This window comes from Kitasatospora sp. NPDC015121 (assembly GCF_055562955.1).
On record NZ_JBVHEH010000053.1, the window covers coordinates 1 to 13,124 of the forward strand.

Consider the following 13,124-nt stretch of genomic DNA (forward strand, 5'->3'; position numbering starts at 1 on the left):
GGTCGGCTACGCGAACGCCGAGACTCTGCGCTCCCTCCTGCGTAGGGAGCGACGCCGTTCCTGACCTATCGCCATGCCTGTAGCCGGTGTCCTAGCGCTCGACTGGAACCACCTCTCAGCACGTCGCGTCGACGCTCCTGCGTCGCCCCTGGACGACCCACTCGACACGCCCGCAGCACAGGCCATGTGACGTGTCCCGGCTTCCCGGACGGTCGGGGTTGGGTGGCTGTGATGTCGCTGCGTTCTCGTCGAGGGGGTCAGCAGACTCGATCAGGGTCGATTGGGATGAGACGCGAAGGCGGTCAGGTCAGGGCGGCCGAAGCCGGCCGGCGGGGTAGCGTCGGTCACGTCGAGGTCTTTCGGATGGATGGCGTAGGAACCTCCATCGTCGGGAGACCTCGACGTCTACCTGCGGACCGACGCGCCCGGCCGACCTACACCCTCATCTGGGAAGAGCCACTATGATCCCATGTTGTCCCTACTTTCCGAGACGGGTCCCTTAATTTTCGCTGTGAGGACCAAATGTTTAGTGATCAGTTGAATGCGTTGTTCGACCACTCGGCGCGGATCGGCTGCCCGATTACGCAAGTGCAGCTGGCGGACGCGCTCAATGCCCGAGGTCACCAAATTTCGCATCCGTATATTTCGCAGTTGCGGCGAGGGAAGCGTTCGAATCCGTCTCCGGAGATCGTGGCGATACTCGCCGACTTCTTTGGTGTCGACAAAGACTATTTCTATCTTCCCGCCGTTAATCCTGATTTTCCGACGGCGTCGGAAGTGATCGAACGTCTCGACCAAGTACCTTTACGGAGACTCCTCGCTCAAGCGGACGGACTTTCTGACAGGTCGATGGGTATTGTCATTGAGATGGCTGAGCGTCTGCGCCACGCAGAGGGCTGCCCTGTGGTTACTGGAAACGGATTCTGGATATTCTGGTCCCACCCGGATGTACCTCCAATCGAAAGCGCAGAGTGCGGCCCATGAAAGAATAAGGTTTCGATTTTTTAAGAATGTTGGTTTTTGTATGTTTCTTATTCTTTGATAAATTCGCGCAATTTGAGGCCGCTATTTGAGGGGATGGCATCAAAGGGTGATTGGCATGATCGAAGACGCCGTTACAGTGATTTGTACACTATGTCCCAGCTCCGGTCCATCAGATCGGTGATGTAGGGCAAGTTGCACTATGCGACCAGCGTCTACCTTCCGCGGTTCTGACGAGTTACGTGTACCGAGTAATCCGCCCAACCCATCGATGGTTGGTTTCCATAGATTTGCCCAAGTGCGCGGCAACCCGGTCACGTAAGATATATGCAACGCGACAGGCCCATCTTGAATGGGTTTCAGTCCGGAGATTGCGTCCGGGATTTCGTTTTTGAATTGTTCTTTTGTATACGACCTGCGAGTTATCAGTGTTGCCGTTTGGCCGATGTTGGATGATTGCGCAGGGATGGCTGAGTCAATTGAAATCGTGGATATTTTTGAATTCCTTTTTGTGCACCATACGCTTGCAAGCTGATTCCCGGAAATTTGCTTTACTCTTTCTGCGAGTAGGAATGCGTATTGATCCAGGTCGGGTTTCTGAAGCAGCGGCGTATTCAAAGGGATCCCTACATTTAGGGAAAGGGCTGTGGAGCTGGATAGTGCTGTGAGATCAGGTAACAGTAGCTTCTCGCTGTCATTCAGGAATCTATCGGTTCGAGACTGGATAGATGGATTGATCTTTTCGGGCTGTGGGAGCACTGTCGGTACTTGTAGGCGGTTCGTCTTTCCGGATGGACAAGCGAAGCTAGGTGCTGGGAGGTGCATAGTGAAAGGGTAGAGGGCCAGGCAACGGACTGTTTGGGAGGTTTGGATCCAGCAGCGTTCGAACGGTTACTGGACATGTGCGTAGGCACGAGCCCAGTTTGGTCGAAAACCGATCGGTATTCGACGCTTCTGTGAAGCATGTATATCCCCAGTTTGTAGATAGCAGTTGTAGGTGACGTTCTTTTCGCGGTGCTAAATGTCCCGGGATGAGAGCGCGAACGTGGATGTTCCGGCAGGAACTGGACGCTCTTAGACGCCATCCGACAGGCGAAGTGGCGGCCGCTATGGGGCCACAGCGGGCGCCGGGGCATCAATCGCAAGCTTCACGCCGATTGCGCCCAGGAGTGTGCCCGTGACCCACTTCTGCCACCGCATCCAGGCCGGCTTGCGTTGTAGAAACGTGGCGACTGATCCGGCGGCGATGATGATCGCGCCGTTCACGGCAACGCCGACGAGGATCTGGATCGCGCCGAGCTGGAATCCTTGGGCCACGATGCTGCCTGCGGTGGGGTCGATGAACTGCGGGATGAGCGCCAGGTAGAGGATCGCGACCTTCGGATTGAGGAGGTTCGTCAGTAGGCCCATGCGGAAGAGCTTGCCGAACGAGTCACGCGGAAGATCGTTGGTCTCGAACAGCGACTTCCCGCCCGGGCGAAGTGTCTTGTAGGCGAGCCAGAGAAGGTAGACGGCCCCCGCGACCTTCAGTGCGATGAACAGCCACGGCACGACGAGGAACACTGCCGCCAATCCCAGGTTGGCCATCACCATGTACACCACGAAGCCAACGGCCGTGCCGGACGTCGACATCATTCCGGCACGCCATCCCTGGCTGATGCTGCGAGAGACCAGGTACATCATGTTCGGCCCGGGGGTGAGAGCGAGGCCGAGCTCGATGAGAGCGATGCCGACGGCGGCGGACAACGAGATCATGCACGCTTCTTTCTTGTGGTGGGTTGCGAGGAGGCTTCCCCTCGATGCCGAGCTGCACTCAGTCTTCCACTCCGTGAACTCAGCCAATCGAATCGGACGGGGTGGCCTCTGTCTATGTAAGGGCCCGGACGTCATGGTCTCAGCTGCGCTTAGCGCCCGATGAGGAGAGCCCCCTGGGCGGCGTCAACGGCCTCCGGGGTGAGGTGGGTGCGCTTGTTGATGTCAAGGATGCGATTCACCTGGGTGACGAGCCGGTCGGCGAGGCGAAAGTTCCCGTTGGTCGCGCGGACGATCGCGGCTAGAGCTGCCGTGTGCGCGAGACCTGCGTCGTCAGGGTCGGGGTCCGGGAGGCGCTGCGCGACGACGGCCGTGAGTTCGTCGCTGCGGAGGGGCCGGTATTCGTGGGCGAAGCCGATGCGGCTGTAGAGCTGGGGGTAGCGGGCGAGGCGTTTCTCGATGCCGGGCATGCCGATGAGGATGACGCCCATTCGGTGGCGGTCATAGAAGTCGCGGACTTGTTCGAGGCCTGCGGTCTTGAGCCGGTCGGCTTCGTCGATGATGAGCAGCTCGGTGTTCCCGCTGTGCTGGGATTCGGCGTGAACGTAGGGGTCGACGTGGCCGTGCTGAGCGTAGTCGATGGCCCAGGAGATGTGCTGGCAGGCCCGGGGCAGGCCTTGATCGATCTGCTTGATGGTCGCGGCGACGGTAGGGGTGAAAAACGCGGTTCTGCTTCGTTGAACCGCTTCGGGCACGGGCGGCAGGGCACCGGTGCTGCGCGAGAGCGGGTGCCACTGCTCCCACTCGTCGGTGCCAGCGTAGTGGCGAGCAGAGAGCGTCTTGCCGATCCCGGGTGGCCCGTAGCAAAGCCCGATGTAACGGTGGGAGCGGACGGTGTCTGCGAACTCCTGGAACCGGCGATGCTCCCGCGTGGTCACGAACGCCGCCCGCGTGTCTGCGTGCGGTGGCGCTGCCTCCTTGAATTCGTCGAAGTACCCGCTGAGGAACCGGCGCCCGTCGTCGCCTGGTTCGAAGAGCACGGAGCGAGGTTTGCCGTCGTCTGGCTCAGCCATTGGCATAGGTCCTCAATCCGTGTCGGGCCGGGGGCGGCGTTGCGCGGTCGGGTGCGCTCTCCGGTACCGGCGGTATCTCGGGGCGGTGGCGGGTGTCTTCAGGTAGTGAGCGAGCGTGAGTGGTGAGCTCGCGGAGCTGCTGTTTCAGGGCGCGGCGTTGCGTGTTGCGCGCCGCCTGCAGGTCGGTGAAGGACACGGTCTCGGAGGAGCGTTCGGGGGCGATCGCGCGACACAAGAACGTGTTGTCGTGGAACACTCGCACTTCGCCCAGGTCGCGGGGGTCGTACCGCACCGTGACGTCTTCGCCGACGTATGCGGCGAGGACCGGTGAGATGTATCGGGTCGATGCGAAGCGGATGCCGTCGCGTTGCACACGTCGCGTTGCCGCGGCAGTCAGCAGGAGCGAATCGATGTCTTCCGGGTGGGCGGGCATTCGAGGGATGAAGCTGTCGCTGCGCCAGCGATTATGCGGGGCTGCGCCGGTCGCTGAATGTGGTCGTTCGTTGTACTCGTTGACGATGAATCGCTCGAGCACGTCATCGAGTTGATGCAAGGTCAGCGTGGGGTCGCTGACGGGTGCACCGCCGGTGCCGTGCGGGATGAAGCCGGGCAGGTGCGGCAGCAGCTCGGTCGTGATGGTGCGGTAGAACCGTTCGATCTTGCCGCGCCCCTGCGGAACGCCGACCCGGGAGTGAATCAGGCGCACGTGTAGGTCGAGGCAGACGTGTTCGATCCTGGTCGAGGTGAAATCGGACCCGTGATCGCTGTAGAGGACGTCCGGGAGCCCGGATACCACCCACTTCGGGTTTCGTTTCCGAGCGACCGCTTGATGGATCGCCAGTGCGGAATGCTCGGCCGTGGGTGCTGAGACGCCGAGCGCGTAGCCGGCGATCGCTCGCGAGTAGTCGTCGAGCACGATTGTGAGCCAGGGTCGGACGGGTTGCTGCCGGTCGTTGAGGATCATCACGTCGAGCAGGGTGTGGTCCATCTGCCACTGCTCATTCGGCGCGGAGGTCGTGCGGCGGTAGACCAGCTCGAACTTGTCGCGGTACGCCGCGTCCCCGCCGTCCGCGAGGGCCGTCAGGCCCGGGTCGAGCGCGTGCACGATCTCGCGGACCGTGGTGTATCCCGGGGTCGGCAATCCGCGGTCCCGGGCGATGTCACCGATGCGACGGTGGATATACGCGATCGTCGGCGCGGGCCGGCGCACAGCAAGTGCCTCGATTGCGGTGACAAGTTCGGCGGCAGTGCGAGTCGATCCCTTATCGCTGCGAGTTGCTCTCGCGAGCCGTCCCGTCTCCATCCGAGCTGCCCACCGTTGCAAGGTCCGCACCGCAACGCCGGATTGCTCCGCAAGACGCGTCCACGGCACACCGTCCTGGTGTTGGCGCACAAGCTCGGCCTTCTGCCGGTCGCTGAGGTGCGCCATGATCCCTCGTCAGGCCCGCTCGACGTGCTCGGCCAAGTGCCGATAGATAGTGGGCCGGGACACCCCGAACGTGTCGGCAATCTCCTGCACGGTGTGGCCTCCTTCGTCATACATCGCCCGGGCCTGCCGGATCTTCGTCGGCGTCATCTTGAACTTCGGGCCACCCTTGCGCCCGCGGGCACGGGCGGCCGCAAGGCCGTCGTGAGTGCGTTCCACGATGAGATCGTGCTCGAACTCCGCGATCGCCGCGAGCATGTGGAAGAACAAACGGCCACCCGGAGTGGTGGTGTCGATGCCCTGCGACAGGGCCTTCAACCCGACCCCACGCTGCTGGAGCTCGTCCGCGACTTGTTTGAGGTTTCGGACCGATCGGCCGAGCCGGTCAAGCTTTGTCACCACGAGCGAGTCGCCCTCGCGTAGATACCCAAGGGCCTCCGTCAGCGCCGGCCTTTTCGCCAGGGTGCCGGATGCGTGTTCGACGAAGATCTTGTCGCAGCCTGCCGCTTCGAGTGCATCGGTCTGGCCGTCCGGATTCTGGTCTCGGGTCGAGACGCGGGCGTAACCGATCGTGGCCATGCCTCAGCGTAACGCGAACGCCGCCCGCTTTACATAGATCGCCGACACGAGTCATGAGACAAGACTCGCCGAATCAAGCGATGAGAGTGTCAGTTTCAGAAGTCGGCTGCACGATTTCAGAAGTCTCCTGCAACTCTGAGTTCTTATGCCCACGTTAGGTTGCATCCGATGAGCGCCGCGATCCCTGACTGGTTAGCGCAGTGATGGTGTGGTTTTCCGTCAAGCCTTACTGGCCTTCGTTGAACTGCGGGTCTGGCGTCGTGGCCGGCCACGTACGACTATTGTCGCGCGAAGTGCTCGATCCGACACTTGTGGCATGGGCGGCGAGAAAGTTGTCGACGATGCGGATGCAGTCGTCGGTGTGGATGTGACGCAGTCCTGTAAGGCGAGCGAACACTATCGGTCCGAGGAGCTGAATGAGGGCGAAGGTGGTGTCGAGCTCGCCGAGCACATCGCGGGCGTCAGGGGCCGTCAGGATCTGATCCAGGGACTTGCGGTATTGCTCTATGACACGTGCCCGAAGTGAGACCACCGCGCCAGGATCGAGATCGCGCCGACTGGCGTCGCCGCTGTTGACGGGTCCCATTGCCAGCCACGCCAGCGTGGTCATCTGCACCGGAGCTTGGTCGATGAGGTCGGCTTGGGTGGTGAGCAACGAAATCAGACGTTCGCGTAGCGGACCGGTATCGATATCGGTGTCGACTGGGGGTAGTAGTCGCTCGAAGGTTGCCGCGAGCAGGTCGGTGGTACTTCCGAAGTGTCGGTACAGCGTGGCACGCGCAACCTTCGACATGCGGGTGACCGCCTCCACGGTGACCGCCTCGACACCGCCGGTGGACAGCAGCTGACCGGCAGCTTCGAGTAACCGGTTACGTGAGCGCGCCAGCCGGGGATCGGCCGGGCCCTCGGCTGCAACGAGAGGGTCGACCATGAACGGGCTCCGCTCCATTTGACTGACAAAATATCTCCTCGCATGACCATTCTGTCACACCCACAGAGTTATGATACTAATAGTCTCGTACCGAGACGACCGGTCTCGAACTGGGAGGCTGGCCATGAACGAACGTGGATCCGACTCTGCCGGCGTCGCTCGATGGAGCGGCGCCCAGTGGTGGATGTTGATTGTGTCGTGCATGGCGGTCGCGTTGGTGGTGGCCGCAATGGCGGCATTGTATTCAGCGTTGCCACAGATCGCGGTCGCGACAGGGGCGACGCAAGCTCAACTTACCTGGATAGTCGACGGTTATACGTTGGTATTGGCGTGCTTCGTTCTGCCTGCCGGTGCGATCGGTGATCGTTACGGTCGCCGGGGGGTGCTCGTGGCGGGGTTGGCGTTGTTCGCTTTCGCGTCGGCATTGCCCTTGTTTCTTGCTGACCCGGCGTGGCTGATCGCTGCTCGCGCGTTGGCTGGGGCGGGTGCGGCGCTGGTCATGCCCTCGACGCTGTCGATACTGACCGCGGGATTTCCACCGGCGCATCGCGGTCGCGCTGTAGGGGTGTGGGCCGGGGTTGCTGGATCCGGGGCGGTCCTGGGCATCCTCGGGGCTGGAGTGCTGCTCGAGCAGTGGTCGTGGACCTCGGTGTTCGTCGGGTTGACCGTCGCCGGAGCGGTTCTGGCCGGGTTGGCATGCAGTATCGCGGAGTCCCGCCAGCAGGAGCATCCACCGGTCGATTGGGTGGGCGCTGTGACCGTAGTTGTGGCAGTCGGGGCGATCGTCTTCGCTGTGATCGAGGTTCCGGCCCGTGGCTGGTCGGATTCGCTCGTCGCCATCAGCACTGCGGTGGGCTTGTTCGCAGTTGTGGTGTTCGTCGTCGTAGAACTACGTTCCTCGGCACCGCTACTCGATGTCCGGTTGTTCGCCCGCCGTGGTTTCGGTGCCGGCGCGCTGTCTGTCTGTATCCAATTTCTGGTGACCTTCGGGGTGTTCTTGCTGTTGGTGCAGTATCTGCAGTTGATTCTCGGTTATGGACCGCTCACCGCCGCGTTGGCGTTGACCCCTATGGTCGTGCCGCTCATCGTGATCTCGGTGATTGCACCCTGGCTGTCGAACATTGTTGGGCTGCGGGTGATGACCACTGTAGGTCTGCTCACCATCGCGGCGGGACTGGTGATGGTGAGCAGACTGACCGTCGCTGCGACTTACCCTGACCTGCTGTGGCCCCTGCTCATCATGAGCGCGGGTTTGGGGTTGTGTACCGCTCCTGCGACTTTCGCCATCGTCTCGGACACTCCAGAGGCCAAGCACGGGGTGGCTGCCGCGGTCAACGACGCGGCTCGCGAAATCGGTGCCGCGATTGGGATTGCGGTAGCCGGTAGCGTGCTCGCGGCCGGTTACGTTCAGCACATCCAGCCGGCTCTGCCCCAGCTACCCGAGCCAGCCCGTGGTCCGGTGGCCGATTCTCTGGCCGCCGCATTGCAGGTCGCCGACCGCGCAGGACCAGCTGGCCAGCCGCTGGCCGAGTTCGCCAAAGCCGCATTCGTACATGGAAGTGGTCAGGCGACACTGGCGTTGGCGGCCCTGACCGCCGCTGGGGCACTCGTGCTCGCCGTCGTTGCGCCAGGTAGACGCAGCCGAACGACAGCCACCGCGGGTGATGGACGTCGATGAGGTCGGCCAGGGTGTCTATTCTTCGGTGTGATTCGTGTCTGTGGCCCGGAGTTGAGCTCGGGCTTGGGACTGCATGAAGTGTTCGACCTCGACCACCACGAACAGGGCAGTAGCGGTGGCGACCGAGCGGCCCTGCGCATCGTCCATCGTGGCCGTGAGATCCAGTTTGCGCCCATCACGAGACCGAACGGCAGCACGCAACACGTAGGGAGTGCCGAGCAGAACCGGCGCTAGATAGTCGAGCTCGAGACGCCGCGTCACGGCGAGCTCACCCACTGTGTAGAGCAGGAAGCCGAACAGATCGTCGAGAACGGTCGCCACCGCGCCGCCGTGTGCTATCCCGGGTGCCCCGACATGACGTTGATCGAACACATGGTGAGCCACCACGCCGTTCTCGTCACGCTGGACCGACAGGGCGTGGCCGTGCGGGTTCTGCGGCCCACAACCAAGACAGTCGGGGTGGTGGGGCGGTAAATCAGGCGACTCGGAAGTCGTGCCCCAGAACGAGCGCACCCAGTTCTCGATAGCGGGGCCGGCCGACCCGCTGACCTCGTCCGGAATTCTCTTCATGGTCGGACCTCTCTGTCTGAAAAAAACTGTGCCGAGTCTGTCGCGTCTTCGCGCGCTCGGCCTGCACCGCTGTCAGTTTCAAAAGACAAACTGCACTATGTCAGAAGTCAACTGCACTAAAGGATCGACCAAGCCGACATAGCTTAAAGAGAGAAGTGATTTGCCGCGAGGATTTCGGACCTGGAGATGACTATTCTGAGGCCGCGTTTGCGGACTGCCCGTAACTGTAGTGGACATCGTTCGGGGTTCGGTATCCGAGCGACGAATGTCGTCTGCCATGAGCATGGGACCAGAGTGACCTGACCCCTGCCAGGGTGAGGTTGCCCTTGGCTGGGGCGTAAACACGAAATGCCCTGTGATGGTGTGAGAATAGTTCTTGTCTAGGGAACATTCCAGCCACCACGAAGGGCATCTCGCGAATGCAACTATCTCACACCCGACCTGCCTCGGCCGAATGCTTCGACGACCCCAATCTCTGCCGCTCCGCGGCCGCAGGCGAGGCCTGCGCGCCTCGCATCAAGATGACCGTGCTCTGAGGTCGATTTGTTGCGCCCAACGCTTGAAGGAGGGCGTCCAGCGCGATGTCCTCGTTATCGAATTCCAAGATTGCATGGAGGTCGTCGCGGAGTGCGCAGCGGGCGCAGACATACAACCACGGCCGGAAACCCTCCGACCGGGAAATCCGCAGGCTGGTCGTCGGGGACACGATCGCTGAGATCTATCACCGATCCGCCGGTGTCTACGGCATTCTCCGGGTCCGAGCTACATCGAGGGCTTCCGTCGGCGGCTGAATTGTTGTCGGCGTGGGGCAGGGATCAGGGTCTGTTGCCGAGCAACGACACGGCATCGATGCAGCGTCCACCGAGAGGCGTTCGACTGTTCCGTACGGCAACTTCGGTCGTTCGGTGCCTCCGCACGCCTGCGGCGATCCAACACCAGCGGCTGCAGCACAGTGCGATGCGCCGTTTACCGCGCGCCATCGAACGACGGTGCGCCTCATCGCGTGATGGCGGACAGCGAGCGTGAAGCAGACTCCAGGGACTCCACCAGGATCAGCTCGAGTGCAGGCAGTCTGGCAGCCGACACGGCCACCGCAGCTGCGCGTGTTCGCACACCGAGACCGCGTTCCATTCCGGCGCGGGCAGTTTCGGTCCAGGCCTGGGCGCAGTGATCGGCGGCCACCGCGAGGTCTGCGGTAGCGGGATCACCGGTCAGACGTGCAATCTCGGTACAGCCGTCGGCGAGAAGCCGACGAAAGAGCCCGCCTCCGGTTCCGGCCTTTTCGATGAAGATACCGAGACTGAACAGCAGCGTCTCGAGGTCATTGGGCGGAAGGTCGACCCAGCTCTTGACGTCGGTTGCCAGCTGGTCGACCGCGGCCAATCCTTCGGCACCGGCCGCTGGTACGTGGTCGGCTATTCCCGGTGTCGATGGGACGCGCATGCTGGCGGCGGATCGGGCAAAGGCCGCGGCCGCGGCAGTCGACACGGGCGGCAGTGTCTGTGGCCATGTGATTCGGTACGTGCAGTGACGTGTCGGTTGTGGGAACGAGGTGGAGGATCGCGCCCGAGCCAGCGCGTCGAGCGGGATCTCCTGCACGTCGGCCCGATCGTTGTCGACGACCGAGGCAGTCCCCCCGATCTCGTCGTAGCCGATCACCACGATGTCGTGGCGACTCATCTGCAGTTTCACCCGTAGGTAGGGCAGTTCAGCGATATCGGCCCAGACCAGGCTGGGTCGTCCCGCATCGATGTCGTCGCGAACCCATGACCATCCCTCAGCGGGATCGTCGGTCGTGAGAACCTCGACTTGTCCGCCGAGCCTGCGCGGCAAGTCGATCTCGAAGTCGGCACCGCGGCCGACCAGGTATATCGGTGGGACCAGGTCGGCCGATCGCAGGTAGGACAAACCGAGATCACCACCCAGTGCGAACACCAACCCCTCGTCGGGTGGTCCGTCCCATCCCAGACCGTGCCAATGGAGAAGGTCTCGCATTGCACCTGACCCGCAGTGCCCTCCCATCCGGTGGGGATAGTTCTCGATCAGAGTCGTGTGGGTCACTGTGGCTGCCTTTCGGGTGGCTGGTCGAGCGCGCGTGTCGGCACGCTCAGCTGTTCTGGATTCTGTCGAGATACGTTCGGCGAGCAGCCATGTCCACGTCCGCGAGGAACACCGAATCTGTGTTCAGGGCCGCACCCAGTCCGGTCGCCAACCGCCGGGGGACGAATTTCACCGCCGCGACCATTGCGCCTGCGAGACGGGTGACGCGGACGAAGGGGCGTGGATACTCGATCAGATCTGCTGTCGCGCGGGCGATCTCCTCCGGCTCGGCGTTGCGTAATCCCTTTGCGCCGGCGGTTCCGGCGACGAGTTCGGTGTTGGTGAACGTCGGGCGGACTGTGGACAGTCGAACCCCTGACTTGCGGTACTCCAGTCGTGCGGCCTCTGTGAATCCGATGACTGCGAACTTGGTAGCGCAGTAGGTCGCCAAACCAGGTACCGCGAGCTCGCCGGCCAATGACGCAGTGTTGATGATGTGTCCGGTGCGGCGCGGCAGCATTCGCTGAAGAGCCAGTTTGGTCCCGAAGATGACCCCCAGGACGTTGATCTCGACTTGCCGCCGGGTTACTGCATCGTCCTCTTCGTGGGCGTGGCCGGTAGGCATGATGCCCGCGTTGTTGATCAGGATGTCGAGGGGTCCGAGTTCACGTTCGACCAGGTCCAGAAACGTTGTGAACGAGTCAGGTTCGGTGACGTCGAGTCGGGTGACGACCTTCACCCCGAGTTCGGCGGCGGCCTCCTTCGCACGTGTCTCGTCGATGTCTCCGATGGCGACCCGGTGGCCTCGTCGAATCAACTCCTTCGCTGTCTGATAGCCGATGCCGCGAGCTCCACCTGTGATCGCCACGGTCCTGGCGGGGGTGTGAGGTGCGTTGTTCATCATGCTGCGCTCCTTGCATAGATATGCGACATCGGGATACGCCGTTCGGCCCGCTCTCGCGGTAGTAGCTGCGCACACGGAAGAGGGATATGGGTATCGCGCGGCGTCTCGGCCCTGGGGAGGCGTTCGGATCGGTCGTTGATCGCGCGCAGCCGCAACCCCAGAGGAAGAGCGGGTCTCGTCTGTTCGGGTTACTTCCGGTGTCGGCCAGGACACGGCCACGCCGACGAGAGAGTCATGTGGCACAGCTCTGCCAGCAGGTATCGGCTCACCCGATTCGAGGGTGTCCGAGGTAGTCCGAGTGTTCACGACCGACGGTTGTCGCGGAGAGGGCTCCGACCGATCGGCAGTCGGCCGCGATACGGGGTTCAGGGCGTATGTTCTCACCGCTTGTGTTCATCGAGACCCCCGCGGCGGGTTTCGATCCCCGGATTTTCGTACGGCCGGGTGCGGCGATCGGGTGTGCCGGTGAAAGCCTCGTCGAGTGGGTGAGCGCCCGTGAAGATCTTCGGTCCGTAGGCGCGCCGAAGCACCGTCAAGATCGCGTCCAAGGGTAGGTCGTCGAAGACTCCTCGCTCGCGGACATACTCCATGTGCTGGGCTCCGTCTGCGGTGAAGGCATGCATGAGAGCATCGCGATCGCCGTCGAATTCCACTGGTGGCACGCCGAAACGAGCGCACAACTCGACATTGAAAGCCGGCGTGGCCTTCAACCACCGGCCCTCGATGTAGAGGCGACTGTAGCCGTGGTAGACGAACAGGTCGGTGCCGCCCATCAGCGCGCGCAACGCCTCGGTCTGCAGGTGATTTCGGACGTCGGCGAAGCCGAGCAGTGCCGGGATACCCGCCGCCCGGCACACTGCGGTCAAGAGCACCGCTTTCGGGACGCAGTAAGCGCGCCCGGTCTCGAGGACGAAGCTCGCTCGGTAGTGGGCCGGATCGTCCGACACGGTGTACGGGTCGTACCAGATCTGGTCGCGGACGGCGGCGAAGAGGCGTCTGGCCTTGTCACGGTCGCTGCTCGCATCCCCGATTGCAGCGGCGGTGAACGCCCGCACGGATTCGTGCTCGATGTCGAGGAAGTCAGTTGCTCCCAGGTACGCGTGTGGTGGCTGCTTCGTATGTGCCCCGGGCGGGCGGTCTGTCATGGTCATCGCTGATGTTTCCTTCTGTGAGCAACCGGTTGCTGTTGT

The 13,124-nt window shown here is 62.6% G+C and carries 11 protein-coding genes; 2 read left to right on the forward strand and 9 right to left on the reverse strand.

Going from position 1 to position 13,124, the window contains the following annotated elements:
- The first annotated feature begins 522 nt into the window (after positions 1-522).
- Positions 523-984 (forward strand): helix-turn-helix domain-containing protein, encoded by a 462-nt coding sequence (locus tag ACZ3J7_RS38770; RefSeq protein WP_050794073.1) that lies wholly within the window; start codon positions 523-525, stop codon positions 982-984.
- A gap of 1,104 nt (positions 985-2,088) precedes the next feature.
- Here the strand turns inward: ACZ3J7_RS38770 and ACZ3J7_RS38775 are convergent.
- The 5 genes from ACZ3J7_RS38775 to ACZ3J7_RS38795 all read right to left on the reverse strand — a co-directional run bounded on the left by ACZ3J7_RS38775 (position 2,089) and on the right by ACZ3J7_RS38795 (position 6,742).
- Entirely contained in the window at positions 2,089-2,736 is a 648-nt protein-coding gene (locus ACZ3J7_RS38775; RefSeq protein ID WP_351643318.1) for a LysE family translocator, read from the reverse strand.
- Between the two features lie 149 nt (positions 2,737-2,885).
- Complete coding sequence (locus tag ACZ3J7_RS38780; protein ID WP_155277941.1) at positions 2,886-3,806, reverse strand: AAA family ATPase; 921 nt, start codon at positions 3,804-3,806, stop codon at positions 2,886-2,888.
- Entirely contained in the window at positions 3,799-5,235 is a 1,437-nt protein-coding gene (locus ACZ3J7_RS38785; RefSeq protein WP_030537384.1) for a Mu transposase C-terminal domain-containing protein, read from the reverse strand. The genes ACZ3J7_RS38780 and ACZ3J7_RS38785 overlap by 8 nt, the downstream gene beginning before the upstream one ends.
- Before the next feature lie 9 nt (positions 5,236-5,244).
- On the reverse strand, positions 5,245-5,811 hold the full coding sequence (locus ACZ3J7_RS38790) for a recombinase family protein (RefSeq protein WP_030537383.1): 567 nt from the start codon (positions 5,809-5,811) through the stop codon (positions 5,245-5,247).
- A 226-nt stretch (positions 5,812-6,037) separates the two neighbouring features.
- Positions 6,038-6,742, reverse strand: coding sequence for a TetR/AcrR family transcriptional regulator (locus tag ACZ3J7_RS38795; protein ID WP_054827583.1), 705 nt, complete (start codon positions 6,740-6,742; stop codon positions 6,038-6,040).
- Between the two features lie 124 nt (positions 6,743-6,866).
- On the opposite strand from ACZ3J7_RS38795, the gene ACZ3J7_RS38800 reads away from it, so the two are divergent.
- Positions 6,867-8,420, forward strand: a complete 1,554-nt coding sequence (locus ACZ3J7_RS38800) for an MFS transporter (protein WP_054827582.1) — start codon at positions 6,867-6,869, stop codon at positions 8,418-8,420.
- A gap of 15 nt (positions 8,421-8,435) precedes the next feature.
- Here ACZ3J7_RS38800 and ACZ3J7_RS38805 read toward each other — a convergent pair whose 3' ends face one another.
- The 4 genes from ACZ3J7_RS38805 to ACZ3J7_RS38820 all read right to left on the reverse strand — a co-directional run bounded on the left by ACZ3J7_RS38805 (position 8,436) and on the right by ACZ3J7_RS38820 (position 13,085).
- Entirely contained in the window at positions 8,436-8,990 is a 555-nt protein-coding gene (locus tag ACZ3J7_RS38805) for a PaaI family thioesterase (RefSeq protein ID WP_351645593.1), read from the reverse strand.
- Positions 8,991-9,986: 996 nt separating this feature from the next.
- Entirely contained in the window at positions 9,987-11,012 is a 1,026-nt protein-coding gene (locus ACZ3J7_RS38810) for a BtrH N-terminal domain-containing protein (RefSeq protein WP_350835082.1), read from the reverse strand.
- An 85-nt stretch (positions 11,013-11,097) separates the two neighbouring features.
- A complete protein-coding gene (locus tag ACZ3J7_RS38815; protein ID WP_350835070.1) occupies positions 11,098-11,934 on the reverse strand; it encodes an SDR family oxidoreductase in 837 nt (278 codons plus the stop codon).
- Between the two features lie 380 nt (positions 11,935-12,314).
- The gene (locus ACZ3J7_RS38820) at positions 12,315-13,085 is read right to left on the reverse strand and encodes a transglutaminase-like domain-containing protein (protein WP_350835072.1); all 771 of its coding nucleotides are present in this window, start codon (positions 13,083-13,085) and stop codon (positions 12,315-12,317) included.
- Positions 13,086-13,124: the final 39 nt, after the last annotated feature.

Excerpts from the sequence above, each read along its gene's own strand:
- ACZ3J7_RS38820 (WP_350835072.1), bottom strand. The coding sequence starts at position 13,085 with ATGACCATGACAGACCGCCCGCCCGGGGCACATACGAAGCAGCCACCA.
- ACZ3J7_RS38815 (WP_350835070.1), bottom strand. The coding sequence starts at position 11,934 with ATGATGAACAACGCACCTCACACCCCCGCCAGGACCGTGGCGATCACA.
- ACZ3J7_RS38795 (WP_054827583.1), bottom strand. The coding sequence starts at position 6,742 with ATGGTCGACCCTCTCGTTGCAGCCGAGGGCCCGGCCGATCCCCGGCTG.
- ACZ3J7_RS38810 (WP_350835082.1), bottom strand. The coding sequence starts at position 11,012 with ATGGGAGGGCACTGCGGGTCAGGTGCAATGCGAGACCTTCTCCATTGG.
- ACZ3J7_RS38780 (WP_155277941.1), bottom strand. The coding sequence starts at position 3,806 with ATGGCTGAGCCAGACGACGGCAAACCTCGCTCCGTGCTCTTCGAACCA.
- ACZ3J7_RS38785 (WP_030537384.1), bottom strand. The coding sequence starts at position 5,235 with ATGGCGCACCTCAGCGACCGGCAGAAGGCCGAGCTTGTGCGCCAACAC.
- ACZ3J7_RS38775 (WP_351643318.1), bottom strand. The coding sequence starts at position 2,736 with ATGATCTCGTTGTCCGCCGCCGTCGGCATCGCTCTCATCGAGCTCGGC.
- ACZ3J7_RS38770 (WP_050794073.1), top strand. The coding sequence starts at position 523 with ATGTTTAGTGATCAGTTGAATGCGTTGTTCGACCACTCGGCGCGGATC.
- ACZ3J7_RS38805 (WP_351645593.1), bottom strand. The coding sequence starts at position 8,990 with ATGAAGAGAATTCCGGACGAGGTCAGCGGGTCGGCCGGCCCCGCTATC.
- ACZ3J7_RS38790 (WP_030537383.1), bottom strand. The coding sequence starts at position 5,811 with ATGGCCACGATCGGTTACGCCCGCGTCTCGACCCGAGACCAGAATCCG.
- ACZ3J7_RS38800 (WP_054827582.1), top strand. The coding sequence starts at position 6,867 with ATGAACGAACGTGGATCCGACTCTGCCGGCGTCGCTCGATGGAGCGGC.